Annotated in this window: 12 protein-coding genes; 6 read left to right on the top strand and 6 right to left on the bottom strand. The window is 70.0% G+C overall.

The features are described from left to right. Positions 1-27 precede the first annotated feature (27 nt). Positions 28-1,689, bottom strand: a complete 1,662-nt coding sequence (locus ACSQ2G_RS14970; RefSeq protein WP_436032164.1) for a carboxylesterase/lipase family protein — start codon at positions 1,687-1,689, stop codon at positions 28-30. 103 nt (positions 1,690-1,792) lie between these two features. Next, the gene (locus ACSQ2G_RS14975) at positions 1,793-2,743 is read right to left on the bottom strand and encodes a polysaccharide deacetylase family protein (RefSeq protein WP_436032165.1); all 951 of its coding nucleotides are present in this window, start codon (positions 2,741-2,743) and stop codon (positions 1,793-1,795) included. Between the two features lie 187 nt (positions 2,744-2,930). Between ACSQ2G_RS14975 and ACSQ2G_RS14980 the strand changes: the two genes are divergently transcribed. From ACSQ2G_RS14980 to treF, 4 genes are all read left to right on the top strand, one after another. Then, on the top strand, positions 2,931-3,437 hold the full coding sequence (locus ACSQ2G_RS14980) for an RNA polymerase sigma factor (protein WP_436032166.1): 507 nt from the start codon (positions 2,931-2,933) through the stop codon (positions 3,435-3,437). Continuing rightward, positions 3,434-4,513: a FecR family protein gene (locus ACSQ2G_RS14985; RefSeq protein ID WP_436032168.1), complete on the top strand. Its 1,080-nt coding sequence runs from the start codon at positions 3,434-3,436 to the stop codon at positions 4,511-4,513. The genes ACSQ2G_RS14980 and ACSQ2G_RS14985 overlap by 4 nt, the downstream gene beginning before the upstream one ends. A 58-nt stretch (positions 4,514-4,571) precedes the next feature. Continuing rightward, positions 4,572-7,166 (top strand): TonB-dependent receptor domain-containing protein, encoded by a 2,595-nt coding sequence (locus ACSQ2G_RS14990; protein WP_436032170.1) that lies wholly within the window; start codon positions 4,572-4,574, stop codon positions 7,164-7,166. A 224-nt stretch (positions 7,167-7,390) separates the two neighbouring features. Beyond that, positions 7,391-8,980: an alpha,alpha-trehalase TreF gene (treF, locus tag ACSQ2G_RS14995; protein ID WP_436032172.1), complete on the top strand. Its 1,590-nt coding sequence runs from the start codon at positions 7,391-7,393 to the stop codon at positions 8,978-8,980. A 10-nt stretch (positions 8,981-8,990) separates the two neighbouring features. On the opposite strand, the gene ACSQ2G_RS15000 is transcribed toward treF, so the two are convergent. Both ACSQ2G_RS15000 and ACSQ2G_RS15005 read right to left on the bottom strand, forming a co-directional pair. Then, entirely contained in the window at positions 8,991-10,349 is a 1,359-nt protein-coding gene (locus tag ACSQ2G_RS15000) for a sigma-54-dependent transcriptional regulator (RefSeq protein WP_436032174.1), read from the bottom strand. Beyond that, a complete protein-coding gene (locus tag ACSQ2G_RS15005; RefSeq protein ID WP_436032176.1) occupies positions 10,346-12,166 on the bottom strand; it encodes a sensor histidine kinase in 1,821 nt (606 codons plus the stop codon). The genes ACSQ2G_RS15000 and ACSQ2G_RS15005 overlap by 4 nt, the downstream gene beginning before the upstream one ends. Positions 12,167-12,396: 230 nt before the next feature. Here ACSQ2G_RS15005 and ACSQ2G_RS15010 point away from each other — a divergent pair, with 230 nt between their 5' ends. Further along, on the top strand, positions 12,397-13,737 hold the full coding sequence (locus ACSQ2G_RS15010; protein ID WP_436032178.1) for a dicarboxylate/amino acid:cation symporter: 1,341 nt from the start codon (positions 12,397-12,399) through the stop codon (positions 13,735-13,737). 95 nt (positions 13,738-13,832) lie between these two features. Then, positions 13,833-15,266 carry an OprO/OprP family phosphate-selective porin gene (locus ACSQ2G_RS15015; RefSeq protein WP_436032180.1) on the top strand — a complete coding sequence of 478 codons (1,434 nt, stop codon included), beginning with the start codon at positions 13,833-13,835 and terminating at the stop codon, positions 15,264-15,266. A gap of 227 nt (positions 15,267-15,493) precedes the next feature. Here ACSQ2G_RS15015 and ACSQ2G_RS15020 read toward each other — a convergent pair whose 3' ends face one another. Together ACSQ2G_RS15020 and ACSQ2G_RS15025 are read right to left on the bottom strand one after the other, a co-directional pair. Then, entirely contained in the window at positions 15,494-17,590 is a 2,097-nt protein-coding gene (locus tag ACSQ2G_RS15020; protein WP_436032182.1) for a beta-galactosidase, read from the bottom strand. A gap of 83 nt (positions 17,591-17,673) precedes the next feature. After that, positions 17,674-20,487 (bottom strand): TonB-dependent receptor, encoded by a 2,814-nt coding sequence (locus tag ACSQ2G_RS15025; protein WP_436032184.1) that lies wholly within the window; start codon positions 20,485-20,487, stop codon positions 17,674-17,676. Positions 20,488-20,714 lie beyond the last annotated feature (227 nt).

Here is a 20,714-nt window from a genome sequence, read left to right on the forward strand (position 1 = left end):
CTTCGCCGTTCTTCCAGGCAAACGCCGCTACGCCACCGGATCCACCCGGGTCCAAACCCGCCGCTCCGCGCCGAACCGGTCGGGGACCACGTTGCACGTCACGTCCAGCACCATCGTCTGTCGCGTCTTCAGGTCGTAGGCGGGCCAGGCCGGTTGCCCCGGCGCCGACGGCCGCCCGGTCCGGGCGAAGTTGGCCCACATCGCGCTGATGTTTTTCGCCGCCGCGAAACGGTCGGCGCGGCTGCCGGCCAGGGTGTCGGGCGAGGCGACGGTGTTGAACACCAGGGGGATGTCGCTGGCGTGCATGGCGCCCAGTTCGATGTCGGTCCCGTCCATCTTGCGGTTCGAGCGGTAGGCGATGTTGTAGACATAGGCCGGCGCCCGGCCCTGGGCGGCCTTGCGTTCGGCGGCGAGCACCGAACCCGCGCCCATGGCGTAGTAGCTGGCGGCCGCCAGGTAGATATCGCTGGGCGTCGCGCCGGGGCGGTCGGAGCGGTAGGCGTCGATCAGCGCCTGGGCCTGGTCGCCGAACCTGCCCGACAGCCGCGCCTTCAGCCCCGCCTCGTCCAGCCGGAAGGCCTCGACGTCCTTGCCGGTCCAGGCGAAGAACGCCGCCTCGCGATCCAGCCAGCCGATCATCAGCGGCTTGTCGGCGGCGCTGGCCGGGGCGGCGGGGTCGAACGGGTGGTGCGGCAGCAGGTCGCCGTCGAGGATCGGGCCATAGGTTCCCGGCGTCAGCGACTGGATCCCGCGCCAGCCGCCGCTGTCGCTCTTGACCTTGGCGTTCAGCGCCTTCTGGGCGGCCAGGATCTGGGGCGCGGGCACGTCCAGCAGCTTGCGCCAGTCGGCCGGAGCGATCTCCAGCTGCTCCAGGAACATCCGCGTCGTCTGGGCGGCGACGTCGGGGGTGGTGATCCGCACCACCGGCCCGCTCTGGATGATCGCCTTGGAAAACAGCGGCGCGACCGACGGCATGGCGTAGAGGCACGAGGTCTTGGCCCCGCCGCCGGACTCGCCGAAGATCGTCACATTGGCCGGATCGCCGCCGAACGCCTCGATGTTGCGCGCCACCCACTTCAGGGCCAGCACGATGTCGGACAGGCCCTGGTTGCCCGAGCCGGCGTAGTCGGCCCCGCCCAGATCGCCCAGGTACAGATAGCCCAGCACACCCAGCCGGTGGTTGGTGGCCACCACCACCACGTCGTGCTCGCGGGCCAGCATCGAGCCGTCCTGGGCGGTGCTGCCGCCGGAGCCGGTCGTGTAGCCGCCGCCATGGCTGTAGACCATCACCGGCCGGCCCTTGCCGCCGCCGGCCGGGGTCCAGACGTTCAGCACCAGGCAGTCCTCGCCCGGCGCGGGCTCGTTCTTGCCATAGACCGTGGTCGGGTCCTGCAGCGACGGCGTCCCCAGCCGCGTGGCGTCCCGCACCCCGGCCCAGGGCGCGACCGGCCTGGCCGGCTTGAAGCGCGCGGCGCCCGAGACGCTGGCCCCGTACGGCACGCCCTTGTAGGCGTCGACGCCGCCGGTCCGCAGGCCGCGCAGCCGGCCCTCGGCGACCTGGATCTCGACCGTCTCGGACGGCGCGTCGGCGGCGCAGGCCGCCATGGGCAGGGCCAGGACGCCGGCGACAGCCCCCGTGGCCAGCAGCCGGCGGCGATTGATGTCGGCGTCGCGGATCAAGGACGTCACGGGCAACTCCTGTTTCGATGGACCGCCAGGGCGGAACTAAGATCCGTCCCGACGGCGCCTGGATTTGCTAGCCCGACCTTGGTCGGCGACGCGAAGCGACGGCCTATCGGCACATCTTGTCGAGGTCGGCGAAGGGCAGGTCCAGCCTGGGGACCGGCAGGCCCTTGGCCTTCAGGGCGTTCTCGAGCGTGGTCGGCGCCTCGGTCGCCTTCGTCTTGAAGTCGGCCGCGTAGAACCTGTCGCGCTCGGCTTCCTCCAGGCTGACGAACTTGACGCCGTTGTCCTGATACATCTTCAGCAGCCGCGGCATGACCCGGGCGTCGAAGGCCCCGGCGTGCATCAGCAGCACATAGGGAATGTCGCGGCCGTACAGCGTGGCCGACAGGCGGCGCGAATAGTCCAGGCTGTCCTTGGCGGCCTTCAGATAGCTGGCCTCCAGCGACGCCACCGCCGCCGCGTCGCCCTTGGCCATGCAGCGGGCGTAGGGCTCGTTCCAGGCATAGTCCCCGAAGCTCATGGTCACGCTGGCGATGCGGTAGCCGTGGGCCTTGAGCAGCTTGCGGGCCGCGACGTGCTTTTCCGGCGTCTCGCCTTCGCTGAGGAACGGATAGCGCAGCCAGCGCCAGTCCTGGCCGGCCATGTGCCGTTCCAGCAGCGGCTCGTTGCGGACGAGGTCGGTCTCCCACTCGGTCAGGCTGTGGGTGTTCAGGTCCAGGTGCGACCAGGTGTGGTTGGCCAGCGGGTGGCCGGCCGCGCGCCACAGCGACAGCACGCCCACCGAGTCCGGCTCGCGCTCTTCGTGCACCCCGTTGACGAAGCCGTAGACCGGCCCCGTCCTCGCGTCGTGGAAGGCGGCCAGCAGCCGGCCGGCCACGTCGATGCGGCTGACGCCCGGCGGCAGGGCGCTGTGGGCGGGCAGGTCGTCGAAGGTCAGGGCCATCTTCACCGGCGTGGCGGCCTGAGCGGCCCCCATCGTCGCCACGGCGGCGACCACCGGCGCGATCCAGCACGCCCACACCCGCGCCCGCGCGCTCCTGCGGCCCTCGATACCCATGCGTCCTCCCGCTTCATTCCTTGGCGAATGATAACGCTACCACTTATGCCGCCCTTCGCCCTCGCCGCAAGGCCGATCACACGCCGCCAGCGCCCCGCGCGAAAACTTCCGGGACACGGTGGGGGTTTTGGCGCGACGTGCGTCATACATCCTGGGAAAATCGTCAGACCCTCCAGCAGGCGGAACCGTGCGGCCAGCGACCGAGCCAGACCTGAGCAGACTCGACCGGCGCTATCGGCCCGCGCTGATGGCGTTCTTCATGCGTCGCGCCGCCAGCCACGGCGACGCCGAGGACATGACCCAGGAGCTGTTCGCCAAGCTGGCCACGGCCGAAGCGGGCGCGATCGACAACGCCGACGCCTACATCTTCCAGATGGCCGCCAACCTGCTGCGCGACCGGGGCCGGCGCGAGAAGGTGCGGGCCAACTACCGCGCCAGCCTCGACACCAGCGCCCTGGACCTGGAGCCCCTGGACCCCGCGCGGGTGCTGCTGGGCCGCGAGAGCCTGGGCGAAGTCTCCGACGCCCTGCGCGAACTGCCCGAGCGCACCCGCGCCATCTTTCTCTTGTTCCGTCTGGAAGGCATGAAACAAGCCGAACTCGCCGCCCTGTACGGCGTCTCCGTCAGCGCGGTGCAAAAGCACATCCTCAAGGCCATGACCCACCTGACCCGACGCGTGAGGGCCGGCGAATGACCGCGATCTCGCCCGACGACCGGCTGGACGCCGCCCGCGAGCAGGCCGCCCTGTGGTGCGTGCGCCTGGCCGACGACGACCTGTCCCCGGCCGAGCAGGCCGACCTGCAGGCCTGGTTCGCGGCCGACCCGGCCCATCGCGGCCTGCTGGACGACGCCGTCACCGCCTGGCGCGCGGTCGAGGAACAGGCCGCCAGCCCAGGCCTGATCGCCCTTCGCCGCGAGGCGCTCGAGGACCTGCGCCGCGCCCAGCACGGCCGCTGGGCCCGTCCCGGCCGCCGCCCGGCGCTGTGGGCCGGCCTAGCCGCGGCCCTGGTCGTGGCCGTCGGGGCCGGGCTCGCCTGGCGGGCCAGCCTGCCCGACGTCTATCGCACCACCGAGGGCGAACGGCGGATCGTCGAACTGGCCGACGGCTCGCGGGCCTCGCTCGACAGCGCCACAGTGCTGAAGGTGAAGTACGAAAGCGGCCGCCGCCGGCTGTGGCTGGACAGCGGCCGGGCCAAGTTCTCGGTCGCCAAGGACCCGCTGCGCCCGTTCTCGGTGGCGGCCGGCGACAAGCTGGTGGTGGCCACCGGCACGGTGTTCAGCGTCGAGCGCCTGACCGGCCAGATGCGGGTCGTCCTCTACGAGGGCCACGTGGCGGTGCTGGACGACAAGACCGGCCGCGCCGACAAAGCCGCGCCCGTCCAGATCGACGGCGCCCCCGCCGACCGGCTGCTGACCCCCGACCATGAGCTGGTGACCTCGACCAAGACCGACGCCACGGTCGTCAGCCAGCTGGACCCGGCCCGCGCCAAGGCCTGGGAGAACGGCCAGCTGGTGTTCCAGGACGAGCCCATGGACCTGGCCGTCGAGCGGGTGAACCGCTACGCCCGCGACAAGCTGCGGATCGGCGACCCGGGCGTGGCCAAGCTGCGGATCAGCGGGGTGTTCACCTCGGGCGACACCGGCGCCTTCGTCGACGGCGTGACGGCCGTGCTGCCGGTCCACGCGGTTGCGGCCAATGGCGTGACCGTGCTGAAAATCGACCACGGCCAAAAAAATTCCACGCCGGCCGGTGTGCCTTCGACGAGCTGAGGCGTCTCACCTTCCAAAGCGCCGCAATCAACGTCGGCGCGCTTGGGAGGGAAGACACATGCGCAGATCCTTCGACCGCCGCCCGCATCGCCATTGGGCCCTGGGCTCCACCGCCGCCGCGGCCCTGATGCTGCTGGCCGCCCCCGTGGCCGTCCACGCCCAGCAGGCCCCTCAGCAGGCCAGGGGCGCCACCTACAGCTTCGACATTCCCGCCCAGGACCTGAGCGGCGCCCTGCGGGCCTTTGGGCAGACCTCGGGCCAGCAGCTGGCCTTCGACGAGGCCAGCGTGCGCGGCAAGCGGGCCCCGGCCCTGCAGGGCGCCTACACCGCCGAGGCGGCGCTGAAGCGCCTGCTCAGCGGGGCCGGCCTCAGCGCCCAGCCCACCGCCAGCGGCGTCTACGCCATCCGCGCCAAGACCCTGCTGGTCGCCACCAGCGCCCAGACCGAGGCCCAGCCCGCCACCGCCGTCGAGCCCACGCCCGACACCCCCGCCCAGGTCGACGAGCTGATCGTGGTCGGCACCCCGGGCGGCAAGGGCATCGACAAGCTGGCCGCCAGCTTCGCGGTCACCACCGTCAACGCCGACGACATCACCAAGGCCTCGCCCAAGAGCACGGCCGAGCTGCTGACCCTGGTGCCCGGCGTCTGGGTCGAGACCTCGGGCGGGGTGGCCGGGGCCAACGTCTTCGTGCGCGGCTTCCCCGCCACCGGCGACGCCGAGTTCCTGACCATCCAGCTGCAGGGCTCGCCGATCTATCCGCCCTCGACCCTGTCGTTCCTCGAGAACAGCTCGATCTTCCGGGTCGACGAGACGATCTCGCGGATGGAGGCCCTGCGCGGCGGTCCCAACCCGATCTTCTCCAACGGCCAGCCGGGCCTGACCACCAACTTCCAGCTCAAGGAAGGCGGCGAGGAGACTCACGGCCTGGTCAAGCTGACCACCTCCGACTACGACCTGCGCCGCGTCGACGGCCTGTTGAGCGGCAAGCTGGCCGACGACCTCTATTTCATGGTCGGCGGCTATGCGACCACCTCGCCGGGCGTGCGCGACACCCAGTTCGACAGCGAGGTCGGCCAGCAGTTCACAGTCAACATCACCAAGCGGATGGAGCGGGGGAAGCTGAACCTCTACGCCCGCTACACCGACGACCACGGCGCCTGGTACCTGCCGTTCGCGATCAACGTGCCGGGCGTCGACAAGGGCGAATATACCCAGCTGGGTAACGCCAGCCGCTTCCACACCCTGCAGGTCAACGGCGCCGGCGCGACCCGCGACTTCGACCTGGCCGACGGCCGGGGCTTCAAGGGCTACGTGGCCGGCGGCAGCTTCGACCACGAGTTCGGTGACGGCTGGCAGGTGCGCGACCGCTTCAGCCTGACCGACGGCGACGCCAACACCTACGGCCTGGTGCCGGACGGGGCGGCGATCACGGTCGGCGCGCTGAACACCGTGGTCCCCGGCGCGATCACCACCCGCGGCGGGACCGTCCCGGGAACCAACGACTACGTCCAGAACTGGGGCGCCTGGATCGTCGAGAAGAAGATCAAGGCGGTGACCAACGACCTGTCGATCGCCAAGACGGTCGGGACCCACCAGCTGTCGGCCGGCTACTACGCCTCCAGCTTCAAGTCCGACGACTTCTGGACCATCGGCAACGTCGAGCCGATGCAGGTCAAGGCCAACGGCGACTACCTGGCCGCGCCGGTCACCTGCGCCAACCTGGCGGCGGCCGGCAGCACCTCCAGCTGCTTCAAGTTCGGCCTGACCTCGGCCGGCGACGGGCGGGTGGACGCCCTGTACCTGGCCGACTCCTGGCAGGTGATCGATCCGTTGCGCATCGACCTGGGCGTGCGCCGCGAGCGGTTCCAGACCGACTACGTGGTCGACGACGGCCCCGGCTTCCCCGACGGCCTGGCCCTGCGCACCACCGACTACAGCAACAGCAAGACCAGCTACACGGTCGGGGTGAACTACGACATCAACGCCGTCTCCGGCGTGTTCGGCCGCTATTCGCGCGGCTACAAATTCCCCAGCTTCGACAACTTCCGCGAGGGCCTGACCGACACCCTGTCGGTCGACCAGTACGAGCTGGGCTACAAGCTGCGCAGCGGACCGTTCGAGCTCTACGCCACCGGCTTCGCCAACAAGTTCGAGGGCGCCAAGTTCGCCGACGTCGGCGGCATCCAGGAAAGCAACAGCAACAAGGCCCACGGCGTCGAGCTGGACGGCCGTTGGCGCTCGGACTTCGGCCTGTCCCTGGCCCTGAACGGCACCTTCCAGAAGACCGAGATCGTCAAGTCGTCGATTCCCGGCAACAAGGGCAACAGCGCCCAGCGCCAGCCCGACTGGATGATCCGCTTCACCCCCAGCTACGATGTGACCCTGGGTTCGGTGGAGTCGACCTTCTACGGCACGGTCAGCGCGGTGGACGACCGCTTCGCCGACAACGCCAACACCCAGGTGCTGAAGGGCTACACCAAGGTCGACCTGGGCGCGATCTTCGACGTCAACGCCTTCACCGTCCAGGTCTCGGCCGACAACCTGACCGACAGCCACGGCCTGACCGAGGGCGACCCGCGCTCGACCAGCGGCGCCAACGCCCGCCCGATCCTGGGTCGGTCGTTCAAGGTCAGCGTCGGCTACAACTTCTGACCGGTCTCCCTGCGCGGACCGGGTCCCCACGGACCCGATCCGCGCTTCTTTCGTTCTTGAGTTTGATTGATTTTTGAATCCGCTCATCCCGGCGAACGCCGGGATCCAGATCCCATAGCGGTGTGGATGATTGGAAGGGCTCGGCGCTCTTGGCGTCAGCTTCAAAGCCATTCCATCTGGGTCCCGGCGTTCGCCGGGATGAGCGGATAGGTGGAGGACCTGTCGTGAAGCATCGCACCCTACTGGCCTCCATCGCCTGGCTCGCTCTCGCCTCGCCGACGCTCGCCCAGGCGCCGACGCCCAAGGCCAGCGAGGTCCCCTCCCCCGCCGACACCTATGGCGCGCTGTTCCACCAGGTGCAGATGCGCAAGCTGTTTCCGGACGGCAAGACCTTCGTCGACGCCACGCCCAAGCGCCCGCCCGCCCAGATCATGGCCGCCTACCGCGCCCACGCCGCCTTCACCGACGCCGAACTGAAGCGCTTCGTGCGCGCCAATTTCGTCGTCCCTCCAAGCGCGCCGCTTCCGCCCCCGTCCAAGGACCGCACCACCCTGAAAGCTCACATCGCCGCCCTCTGGCCGGTGCTGACCCGCCCGCCGGTCGAGGCGGTGGACGGCGACAGCGCCCTGCCGCTGGACAAGCCGTTCGTCGTGCCCGGCGGACGCTTCCGCGAGATGTACTACTGGGACAGCTACTTCACGATGCTGGGCCTGGCCGCCGACGGCCGCCAGGACGCGGTGGAGAGCATGGTCGACGACTTCGGCGGGTTGATCGACCGCTATGGCCACATCCCCAACGGCACGCGCACCTACTATCTTAGCCGCTCGCAGCCGCCGTTCTACTTCGCCATGGTCGGGTTGACCGACAAGACCGACAAGGCGCGGTTCAAGCAGCGCCTGGACCTGATGCGCCGCGAGCACGCCTTCTGGATGGACGGCGAAAAGACCGTCAGGCCGGGCCAGGCCTGGCGCCGCGTCGTCGCCCTGCCCGACGGCGCGATCCTCAACCGCTACGCCGACGACCGGACCACGCCGCGCGACGAGTCCTACCGCGAGGACGTGCTGACGGCCCGCGCGGTGACCAACCGCCCGGCCGGCGAGGTCTTCCGCGACCTGCGCTCCGGCGCCGAGAGCGGCTGGGACTTCAGCTCGCGCTGGATGGCCGACGGCAAGAGCCTGAAGACCCTCCAGGTCACGTCGGTTATCCCGGTCGACCTGAACGCCCTGCTGTTCGGCCTGGAGACGACGATCGCTCAGGGCTGCGCCGACCTGGCGGACGCGTCCTGCGTCGCCGAGTTCAGCGGCCGCGCCAAGGCCCGCCGGACGGCGATGGACGCCTATCTGTGGGACGCCCCGCGCGGGCTCTATCTCGACTACCAGTGGCGCGAGCGGACGCGGCTGGACCATCCCAGCGCCGCGACGCTCTATCCGCTGTTCGTCGGGGCGGCCAGCCCCGACCAGGCCAAGGCCGTGGCGGCGACCACCCGCGCCCTGCTGCTGGCGCCGGGCGGCCTGCGCACCACCACCGTCGCCACCGGCCAGCAGTGGGACACCCCCAACGGCTGGGCCCCGCTGCAGTGGGTGGCGGTCTCGGGCCTGCGCCGCTACGGCGAGGAGGACCTGGCCAGGGACATCGGCCAGCGCTGGCTGGCCACCGTGGCCCGCGAGTACAAGGCCAGCGGCAAGATGCTGGAGAAGTACGACGTCGAGGAGGCCAAGGCCGGCGGCGGCGGCGAATATCCGCTGCAGGACGGCTTCGGCTGGACCAACGGCGTGACCCGCGCCCTGCTCGACCTCTATCCGGCGCCGGGCTGATCGGACCGCGTCAGGATCGTGGAGCGCGCCGGGCGGGGCGGTAGGCGTCGATCTCGATGCCGTGGCGGCGCAGCTTGTCGTAGAAGGTCTTGCGCGGCGTGCGCAGCAGGGCCATCGCCGTGCGCGCGTCGCCGTCGCAGGCGGCCAGGGTCTCGCGGATCGCCATCGCCTCGTAACGCTCGACCCGTTCGGCCAGGCCGTCGGCCGGGCTGGCCTCCCCGGGCTCGGCGGCGACGGCGGACGACAGGCCCAGGGCCACCCGCTCGGCGTAGTGGGCCAGCTCCCGCACATTGCCGGGCCAATCATGGCCCAGCAGGTGGTCGCGGACCACGGCCGTCAGGCGCGGAACGGGCCGGCGGAACCGCGCCGCCGCCTCGGCCAGAAAGTGGCCGAACAGCATCGGCACGTCCTCGCGCCGTTCGCGCAGCGGCGGGACGACCAGGGTGACGACGTTCAAGCGGTAGTAGAGGTCGGCGCGGAAGGCGCCCTCGCGCACCGGTTCGGCCAGGTCGATCTTGCCGGCGGCGATGATCCTGAAGTCCAGGTGCCGGGGCTCGGCCGCGCCGATCGGCCAGATCTCCCGTTCCTCGACCACCCTCAGCAGCTTGGCCTGCATGGTCGGCGTCAGGCCCTCGATCTCGTCGAGGAACAGCACGCCGCGATCGGCCAGCTCCAGGCGGCCGACCCGGGGACGCCCGCCGGCCGCGCCGCCCGCCACCCCGAACAGCTCGGCCTCGAACACCGCCTCGGGCAGGGCGGCGCAGTTGACCGTGGCCATGGGCCGGGCGCGGCGCGGGCCGCCGCGGTGCAGGGCCTGGGCGACGAGGTCCTTGCCGACCCCGGTCTCGCCCTGGATCAGCACGTCGACCTCGGCCTCGGCCAGCTGGGCGATCGTCGCCCGCAGCCGCTGCATGACCGGCGCCTCGCCCAGCAGGGGCGAGCCCGCCGTCGCCTGGGCGGCGGCCGCCTCCAGCCGCCGGTTGTCCAGCACCAGGCCGCGCTTCTCCAAGGCCCGCGCCAGGGCCACCGCCAGGCGCTCGATCGGGAAGGGCTTGGAGACGAAGTCGTAGACCCCGTCCTTCAGGGCCGCCACGGCCATGGCCACGTCGCCGTGGCCGGTGATCAGCAGCACCGGAATGTCCGGGTCGATCGCCTGGATGCGCGCGAACAGCGCCAGGCCGTCCATGCCCGGCATACGGACGTCGGAGACCACCGCCCCGGGAAAGTCCCGCGACAGCGCCTTCAGCGCCGCCGGGCCGTTGTCGAAGGTCGCCACCTCGAAGCCGGCCAGCTCCAGGCCCTGGACGACGGCCCCCCGCAGCGCCTCGTCGTCGTCGACGAACACCACCTGGCCGGCGGAAGCGGTCATGGCTTGGCCTTGCGCAGGGTCAGGGTGAAGGTCGCGCCCTCGCCGGGGATGGAGGCGGCGGTCAGCTGGCCGCCGAAGCCGGCGGCGATGTCGCGGGCGATGACTAGGCCCAGGCCCAGGCCCTGCGGCTTGGTGGTCAGGAAGGGCGTGAACAGGCCGCGCTCGACCTCGGGGGTCAGGCCCGGCCCGTTGTCGGCGACGGCGATCTCCACCGTCTCGCCCGCATCGCGCACGGTCAGGGTCACCAGGCCGTGCTCGCGATGCTCCACCGCCTCGAAGGCGTTCTGCAGCAGGTTGACCAGCACCTGCTCCAGCCGGATCCGTTCCCCCAGCACGGTCAGGCCCGGCGCCTCGCCCTCGCGGACCAGCCGGGCGTCGTGGCGGCGCGACCGGCTGGCGGTCAGCAGGACCGAGCCCTCGACGACCTCCGACACCAGGGTCGGCTCGACCCGGCCGTCGGCCTTGCGTGAGAAGGCCCGCAGCTCGTCGGTGATGCGGCCGATCCGCTCGGTCATGGCGGCGATCGCCACCAGGTTCTCGCGCGCCGTCTCCGGCCGGCCGCGGGCCAGCAGCACCAGCCCGTTGTCGGCGTTGGCCCGGATGGCGGCGACCGGTTGGTTGATCTCGTGGGCCACGCCGGCGGCGATCTGGCCCAGGGCCGCCAGCTTGTTGGCCTGGACCAGGTCGGCCTGCAGGGCCCGCAGCCGGGTCTCGGTCCGCTGGCGCTCGTCGACCTCGCGCGACAGGGCGCGGTTGACGTCGGTCAGCTCCTGGGTGCGGACCTCGACCCGCCGTTCCAGCTCGGCGCGGGCCTCGCGCTCGCGCAGGGCGGCCAGGCGGATGCGCCGCCGGCGGATCCATAGCCAGAACAGCACGGTGCTCAGCAGGGTCCAGACCAGGGCGGTGATCCAGCGGGCCGCCGCCGCCGCCTGGTCGGCCGGGGTGGCGGCGGTCAGCAGGTGCAGCGTCCAGCCGGGCGCGACGTCGGGCAGCCGGGTCTCGATCTGCCGTTCGGCGCGGGGGAGGTCGGTGCGCTGCACGCCGTCGCCGCCGCGCGAGCGCAGCGGCAGGGGCGCGAACGCCGCGTCGCCGAACTGGCCCTGGGCCCGCAGCGTCGCCCGGTCCTGGTCGGACAGCGGGCGGCGCGCCTGGAAGCGCCATTCCGGCTGGCTGGTGATCAGCACCAGGCCGCGCGGATCGACCACGAAGGCCGGCTCGCCGATGGCCCGCCAGGCGGCCTCGACGCCGTCGAACTCCAGCTTGACGACGACGACGCCCAGCGGTCCGGCCGCGCCGTCCACCCGCCGCGCCAGGTAGAGGCCCGGCTTGCGGCTGACCGTGCCCAGGGCGAACTGCTCGGCGTGACCCTGGGCCATGGCCTCCGTGAAATACGGACGAAAGCCGTAGTTCGAGCCGACGAAGCTGGTCGGCTGGCGCCAGTTGCTGGCCGCGACCGTCACGCCGTCGATGGCGATCACATAGACCGCGGCCGCCCGGGCCTGGACGCCCAGAGCCTCCAGCTTGCGCGACAGGGCGGCCAGCCGCTCGGGCGCGCGGCTGGACAGGGCGGCCTCCAGGTCGGCGTCGTCGGCCAGGACCAGCGGCAGGGCCCGCTGCTTGTCCAGCTCGCTGCGCAGTACCGCCGCGTGCAGGGCCGCCGAAGCCGTCGCCCGCGACCGCAGGCTGGCCATGGCGCGATCCTGGACCAGCGCCCCGACCGTCCAGGCCAGGGCCAGGCCGATCGCGGCCGCCACCAGGGCCCAGGCCAGCAGGCGCCGGCGCGAAACCGGCGCGTCCGATGTCGATGTCGATGCCAAGCCGACCTCCAGAGATCGTGTCATATACCACACAAACGGCGATTTTCGTGGGCGAAACACGATACAATCCGAGTCGCGAACGCTCTGTCGCATCTGGACTTTGTCCAGCTAAATCAAACCCGTATGCCGCCGGAAAGAAAACGGACGGCGCGGCGCTGAAATTCCCGCACTCTAGGCCCAAGCGCCGAGCCTTCAGAGATGCGCGAGGAAACGAGCCCAGGAGCCCGCCGATGATCCCGCAGACCCCCGCCGCCGCGCCGTCGCGCCCCGGCCGCTGGTACGCCCACCTCTATGTGCAGGTGCTGGTCGCCATCACCGCCGGGGCCCTGATCGGCCACTTCTATCCGCACTTCGGCGAGTCCCTGAAGCCGCTGGGCGACGCCTTCATCAAGCTGGTGAAGATGGTCATCGCCCCGGTGATCTTCCTGACCGTGGTCACCGGCATCGCCGGCATGCGCGACCTGGGCAAGTTCGGCCGCGTGGTGCTGAAGGCCTTCGTCTACTTCTTCACCTTCTCCACCCTGGCCCTGATCCTGGGCATGATCGTCGCCAATGTCGTCCACCCGGGGGCCGGCATGAACATCGACCCGGCCAGCCTGCACAGCGACAAGGTCGCCGACTACGCGGCCAAGGCCCACGAGACCACGGTCGTCGGCTTCCTGAGCAACATCATTCCGGCCACCGTCACCGGCGCCTTCGCCGACGGCGACATCCTGCAGGTGCTGTTCTTCTCGATCCTGTTCGGCGTCGCCCTGGCCCTGGTCGGCGACAAGGGCCAGCCGGTCACCGACCTGCTGGAGTCGATCGCCCACGCCTTCTTCCGCCTGGTCGGCATCCTGATGAAGGCCGCCCCGATCGGCGCCTTCGGGGCCTTCGCCTTCACCATCGGCAAGTACGGCATCGGCTCGGTGATCAACCTGGCCGCCCTGGTCGGGACCTTCTACGCCACCTCCCTGGTGTTCGTGCTGGTGATCCTGGGCGCGGTGGCGCGGTTCAACGGCTTCTCGATCCTGCGCCTGATCCGCTACCTCAAGAGCGAGCTGTTGCTGGTGCTGGGCACCAGCTCCTCGGAATCGGCCCTGCCCAGCCTGATCGACAAGCTGGAGCGGGCCGGCTGCGCCAAGCCGGTCGTCGGGCTGGTCGTGCCGACCGGCTATTCCTTCAACCTCGACGGCACCAACATCTACATGACCCTGGCGGCGCTGTTCATCGCCCAGGCCACGGGCGTCCACCTGTCGCTGGGCGACCAGCTGCTGCTGCTGGGCGTGGCCATGCTGAGCTCCAAGGGCGCGGCCGGCGTCACCGGCGCGGGGTTCATCACCCTGGCGGCGACCCTGTCGGTGGTGCCCTCGGTGCCGGTGGCCGGCATGGCCCTGATCCTCGGCGTCGACCGCTTCATGTCCGAATGCCGGGCCCTGACCAACTTCATCGGCAACGCCGTGGCGACCATCGTCGTCAGCCGCTGGGAGAACGCCCTGGACAAGGACCTGCTGGACGCCGCCCTGTCCGGTCACCCGATCCCTTCGGACGTCGAGCCGACGCCCGACCCGGCGGCCCTCGCCGCCGAATAGGCGCCCCGCACCGGGAGGCCGCCCGCGGCCTCCCGGCCTTCCCGATCCCGATCACCAGCTCCCGGCGCGCGACGCCGGAGAGGGGGAGACTTCTCATGCGCGTTCTGTTCACCACCACCGCCCTGGTCGCCTTCGGCCTCGCCGGCGCGGCCCACGCCGGGGATCCCGACCTGGCGGCGCTGAAGGCCCAGATCCAGGCGCTGCAGGCCCGGCTCGACGCGCTCGAGCGCCAGGCCGCGGCCGCGCCGCCCGCCGCCGCCCCGGCTCCGGCCGCCGCGCCCATCCAGACCCTGCCCTCCAAGCCGGCCGCCGAGCCGATCCGCTGGGAGAACTCGCCGCGCTTCACCGACGCCTCGGGCTCGACCTTCAAGCTGCGCGGGCGGATGTCGCTGGACGCGGTGGACTCCACCACCGAGCGCGACGGCCTGGCCGACTACCACGCCCGCCAGTTCCGGGCCCGCCAGCTGTTCCTCGGCGTCGAGGGCCAGACCGGCCGCTGGGCCTATCGTCTGGAGGGCGGCGCGGTCAGCGGCGGGGCCTGGGGCTGGGACGACGCCATCATCGAGTACAAGCTGAACAGCCAGACCTCGATCCTGGCCGGCAACCAGAAGGCCGCCTCGCTGGAGGGCCTGACCTCGTTCAAGTCGACCACCTTCATGGAGCGCGGCGCCTATGGCGACCTGATCGACGCCGGCTACACCCTGGCCCTGGAAGTGGTGCGGACCGGCCCCAACTGGTCGCTGTGGGCCGCCCTGCAGGGCGACAGCATCAACAAGGCCGACGTGACCGGGGGCTTCGACCCCAACCAGGCGGTCGAGCGGTCGGGCGCGACGGTGCGGGCCACATGGTCGCCCAAGCTGTCGGAGAACGACCGCCTGCACCTGGGGGCCTGGGCGCGGCGGCGCGACCGTGGCGGCGAGACCGGCTTCACCTATTCGGCCGCCGCCAACACCGCGTTCCGGCCGCAGACCGCCTCGGGCGCGACCCTGCTGAGCACCGGCGCGGTCGGCGACGGCGACACCACCCTGGCCCTGGAAGGCGCCTGGGTGCACCGCGCCCTGTCGGTGCAGGGCGAGGCCGCGCGGATCCGGGTCGACCGGATCGCCACCAGCCTGAGCCCGACCCTGGGCGGCGACAATTTCGACATCGTCACCGCCTATGGCGCCGTCAGCTGGTTCCCGACCGGCGAGACCCGGCCCTACAATCCCAACGGCTCGTTCGGGCGGATCAAGGTGCTCCACCCGCTGGACAAGGGCGGCCTGGGGGCGGTCGAGCTGGCGGCCCGCTACGACTATGCGGACCTCACCGACATGGCGGCCAACACCGCGGTCGCCCCGTCGCTGCAGACCGGATTGGCCACCGCCGGGATCTATCGCGGCGTCACCGTGGGGGCCAACTGGTACCCCTACAGCTATGTCCGCCTGACCGGGAACCTGACGCGGGCCAAGATCGACAACCGCAACCTCGCCGGCGCGGAACTCGACGCCGACGTCACCGTCGTCCAGGGCCGTTTGCAGGTGGAGTTCTAGAGGCCGGACGGCCAAGCTCGGGCGGCGCAAGGTCCGAAAACATCAGCAATTCAAAAACAGTTGTCATCCCGGAAGCCTCGCAGAGGCTGTCCGGGACCCAGGGGACTGGGCGCATGCGGTGCGGTTGCCCTGGATCCCGGCTCTCCGCTTCGCGGAGTTTACCCTTGGGCGCGCAAGGCGCGACCCGAGGGGCCGGGATGACAACATCTGGGTGCGGGGGACTGCGATCAGCGCCCGGCCGCCTCGATGATCGCCACGCCCCAGGGCGGCAGGTCGAGGGGCTGGCCGGCCTCGACCTTGCGGCCCGACAGCAGGTCCGTCCCCGCCCCGGCGCCCGCGGCCAGCCGCTGGGGCGCGGCCGAATAGTTCAGCACGTAGCGCACCGCATGGCCGTTCGACAGCTGGCCGCCGCGCACGATGACCGGGAACCGGGCCTGCGGGATCTCGACGCCTGCGCGCCGGGCTTCGCCGGCCAGGATCTTCTCGATCATCGCGTCGCTCGGCATGAAGCCGACATAGGCGACCTCGCCCTTGCCGTAGGCGTTGCGGGTCATGGCCGCATAGGCGGGCCAGGAGGGGTGCTTGTAGCGCGCCACCACGGTGGCCGTGGTCGGGGTCAGGAACTCCATCCACCAGCGGGCGGTGTTGTCCTTGTCGCCGACGGCGAAGGGGTCGCCGTCCAGGGTCACGCCCTCGGGCCGGGTGAACTGCTCGTACCCGACCCCCGCCGCCTGCGTGATCCCGCCCGGCTGGGGCGTATAGCGCACCTTGGTGTTCTCGTCGGTGAAGCCGCTCTTGAAGGTGTAGACCAGATGGCCGCCGGCCTTGGCGTAGGCGTTCAGCCGGTCGATCTCGGCGTCGCTGGCGGCGTAGAGCGCCGGGACCACGATCAGTTGGTAGTCGGACAGCGGCGTCTTGGAGCTGGGCGACAGGAAGTCGACCTCGACGTTCATCCGGTAGAGGGCGTCGTAATAGGGGCGCAGCACGTCGTTGTAGCCGACGTCCGAGCTGATCTTGAACGAGTCGAAGGCGCTCAGCGCGGTGTTGCTGACATAGATCGCGACGCGATTGCGCTTCTTCAGGTTGACCAGTTTCGGCCCCAGCCGCTTGAGGTCGGCGCCGATGGTCTTGGCTTCTTCGTAGACCGCGTTGGGCCGGTAGTCCTGCGAGAGCACGCCGCGCCAATAGGTCTCGATGGCGTTGGACGTGCTGGCCCAGTGCCAATACTCGACCATGTTGGCGCCCGAGGCCAGGTGGCTGAAGGCCTGCAGCCGCAACTGGCCGGGATACGGCGTCCATTCGGGGAAGCCCTGGGCCTCTGTCTCCAGCACCAGATAGTTCTGCCCGTCGCGCACGGACCGGCTCACGTCGCCGCCGAACGCGATCTCGGCGCCGGTCAGCTTGTCCTGGCTGGGGTGGTAGATGTCGACGCCGGCCACATCCAGCGCCTTGGCCGCCTCCCAGTGGTTCACCTCGGGCTGCACGCCGAACGAATGGCCGCGCCAGGCGTAGTCGAAATTGTGGGTGATGAACTGGTCCGGCCGGGCATGGGCCCGCACCAGGCCGGCCTGCCAGGCCAGGAAGTCGGTGACCAGGCCGCGCTGGAACCGCGCGAAGGCGTTGGACAGGCTGGCGTTGATCGAGCCGTTGACCGACGGGAAGTCTTCCCAGCGGTTGATGCGGTTGCTCCAGTAATCCAGGCCGTAGGCCTTGTTCAGGGCGTCGAGGTCGGGCCAGCGGCGCTTCATGTCGGCGACGAAGGCGGCCTGCACATTGGGGCCGCTGGTGCCATAGGCCTTGGTCTCGTTGTCGACCTGGTAGCCGATGACCGCGGGATGGTCCTTCACGTGGTCGACCAGGGCGACGATCACCCGCTCGGCGGCGCGGCGATAGTCCGGGTCGGTGATGTCCATGTTCTGCCGCCAGCCATATTCGGCGCGGCCCTTGGGCGTGACGACCAGGACGTTGGGGTGCTCGCGGGCCAACCAGGTGGGGACGGCGTAGGTGGGCGTGCCGACGATCACCTTGATGCCGTGCCGCTGCATGGCGGCCAGGGTCCGGTCGACGTGGCTGAAGTCGAAGACGCCGGGCTGGGGCTCCAGCGTGCCCCAGGTGGACTCGGCGATCCGCACGACGGTGATCCCCGCCGCCTGCATCATCCGCGCGTCTTCCTCGACGCGGTCGGTGGGCGTGTATTCGTCGTAGTAGGCGACGCCGTAGAGGATGGTGTCGGGGAGGTCGGCCGCCGCCGCGATCCGGCCGCCGCCCAGCATGAACAGCAGCGCCAGCGCCGCGGCCCGCAGGCCTCGATCGAAGTTCAGCATCCTGGCCTCCCGAGCCGTCCGTCAGTGGTTCGGTATCGTAGGGGCCAGACCGGCCAGCGGCAACGCCGCCGGCCGGTCACGCATCATTCGCCGAAGCGGAACCGCAGGCCCAGGCCGTAGTAGCGGCCTTCGTAGCGGACATCGACCGGATAGGTCCGATCCGGCTGGTAATTGTTGTAGTTCTCGAACGGCTTGGCCAGCAGGTTGGAGACGTCCGCGCTGATGGTCAGGTGCTTGGAGATGTCATAGCTCAAGGACGCGTCCAGACGGGACGTCGCCTTGACCCCGACGCCGGTGTACTGCGTGCCGGTGGCGTCCGCGCGATAATAGCTGACCCAGGGCGATCGGCGATTGTAGGAAAGCCGTCCCGTCAGGCCGTTGCGTTCATAGAAGACGGCGGCGTTGTAGGTCCACTTCGACAGGCCCGGAATGCGGACGAAGGCGGGGTTCACGCCCAGCTTGTCGGGGAACCGGTTCTTGCCGTCGATATAGGTGACGTTCCCCTGGACGCCGAAGCCCTTCAGCGACTCCGGCAGGAAATCGAGGAAGGTCTGGGCGCCGATCTCGAAGCCCTTGATCTTGCCCGCGCCGGAATTTTCCGGACGGCTGAGTTCGACCAGACCATAGACAGGGTCCTGGATGCGTCGCGTGTAGTTGTTCGTGAACCCGAAGAGGTCCCGATAGAAGCCGGCGATGCTGATATTGCCGGTGCTCGAGAAGTAGTATTCGGCGCTGACGTCGTAGTTGTTGGAGGTCAGCGGGAGAAGGTCGGGATTGCCGCCCGAGCCCGTGGCGTCCGGCGGCGGGGGCGCGGTTGGGCTGGGGGGGTTCTCGGAAGTGTGGTCAACCTGCGTGATGTGCAGAGCCGGGTTGAGCGCGCCAAAATCGACGCGCGTGCGGGTCTGGGTGTAGCCCAGGCGCAGCTGCAGCTTGTCGATGGGCCGGATTCGCAGGCTGACGTTCGGCAGCACGTCGGTATAGTTCTGCCGGATCGTCTTGGGGCTCAGGGTCGTGACGCCGGCGACCTTGACGGTGGAGGCGCCGGAAAACTCACCCAGCGTCTGGACGACGCGGACGCCGACCACGCCGTCGATGGCGACCGAACCCACGTCGAAGGCGTACTTCGCCTGAACGTACTCGGCGTAGCTTTGCTCGGTGGCGCTGAACGCGCCGTCCTTTTTCAACGGCACATCCGGAGCGGTGAAATCCCTCAGTGCGTTCTTGTAGTTCTGGTCGTTGGGGTACAGCACCACGAGCTGCTGCAGGGCCGCGATGGAACGTTGCTGCAGGGCCGCGAAATTCCCGGCGATCCCGTCGCGCGTCGGCATCAGGTACTGGGTGAAGCCCTGGGCGTCGCCTCGGAACGGATCCTCGATCAGCTGCAGTTGACCCACCGGCAGGCTGGCGAGCGGGATCTTCAGCGCAAGCACCCCCGCGTACCGATCGCCCTGGATCAGCGAGGCGTCACGGTCGGTGAAGCGCAGCCCGAACTTGACCTCCGGGAGCCATGAAGCGCCCGTATCGAACGTCGCGTCGCCCCGCCACTGCACCCCGCTGCCCTTGGCGATATAGTGCCGCTCGTAATAGCCGCGCCACAGGTAATTGGCCGGGTCGGAGGCGTTGAAGCCCGTGATGTCGAACGCCGCGCCGTCCTTCTCGTTGAACTTGGCGACGATCGTCGGCGGCGAGGCGAAGGCGGTGTCGAAGCTCCAGTTGCGCGCCTCGTACTCGCTGTCTTCGTAGGCCAGGTCGGTGGACAGGGTCAGGCGATCACCGCGCCAGATCGCGCCGACCGCGCCCTGGTAGGTGTTGGTGTGGTCGGCCCCGGTCGAACGATAGGCCTGGGGCGCCATGCCGCCGGACTTGGTGAAGCCCGCCGCCTGGTCGGTCGTGCCCGGGACCAGCGTGACGTTGGTCAGGGGCGGATCCACCCGTACGGTCGAATCCCAGTCGCGAAGATTGACGTCCAGGTTGTCGGTCGCCTGCCGGCCGCGATAGCCCTGGTAGATGCCGTCGATATAGACCTCGAGCTTGTCGTTCGGCCGCCATTGGAGGGCGATGTTCGCCGACGGGCGGTAGCGCTTGCCGCCGTCGTTATAGAGGCCGACGGAGTGGGGATAGCGGAAGTCGTGCCCCGCCGACGCCGGCGAAACGCTCGACGCCGAACTCACCGTGGAGATGTCCTGGTTGTTGTAGCGCACCGCGTTGCGGTATTGCGACTGGGCGTAGGTGGCGTTGGCCAGGACGCCGATCTCGCCGATCGGCGTGTCCCAGCGGTCCGAAACCAGGATGTTGCCGTTGGGGTCGTACTTCCTGGTCTGGTCGTTGTAGGTGCCGCGCAGGCCCCCGCCGATGAACCCGCCCTTGAAGTCGAACGGGCGTCGCGAGCGGACATTGACCAGGCCGGCCAGGCCGGGCTCGACGATGTCGGCCGTGCCTGACTTGTAGACCTCGATCCCCGCGATCGCCTGGGCCGGGAAGTCCTGCAGCTGCACGCGGCGCAGCTCGGCCGTGAAGATCTCGCGGCCGTTATAGGTGGTGGCCACGTCCGGCAGGCCGCGGATGAGGACGCGGTTGGCCTCGTCGCTGAAGCGTTCGACCTGCACGCCGGTGATGCGCGCCAGCGTCTCGGCGGCGGTGTTGTCGGGAAGCTTGCCGATGTCCTCGGCGACGACGGCGTCGAGAATGGCGTCGGAGTTGCGCTTGATCTGCTGCGCCGACCGCAGGCTTTCCCGCAGGCCGGTCACCACGACCTCGTCGACCGTGGCGTCCTGCACGGGCTTGGCTGCGGTCGACTTGTCGGACAATACCTGGCTGGCGGGCGCCGTCTGGGCCGCGGCGGGCAAGGCCAAAAGCGCCATCGGCGCGACCGACAGCATAAATGCGAGACGTTTCATCGTTTTTCCCCCTAGTCATCAAGCCCGAGGTATCTTCCTCGTGGCCGCGCTTTTGTCTGACCAAACCTGCCCGCGTCGTCGCCGCACGTCAACATGTTTGTAATATTAATATCACGGGGTGGGTTTTCGGAATTTCTGGTGCAGGCCCGACCCGCGCGCGCAGGCCTTGTCAGGCGGCATTTGAGCGCCCTCCGCCGTCGCCCGGCTATGGTCCTATCGAACTGAGA

Origin of the sequence: Caulobacter sp. LjRoot300 (assembly GCF_964253875.1) — a bacterium.
In the GTDB taxonomy this organism is placed as follows: Bacteria; Pseudomonadota; Alphaproteobacteria; order Caulobacterales; family Caulobacteraceae; genus Caulobacter.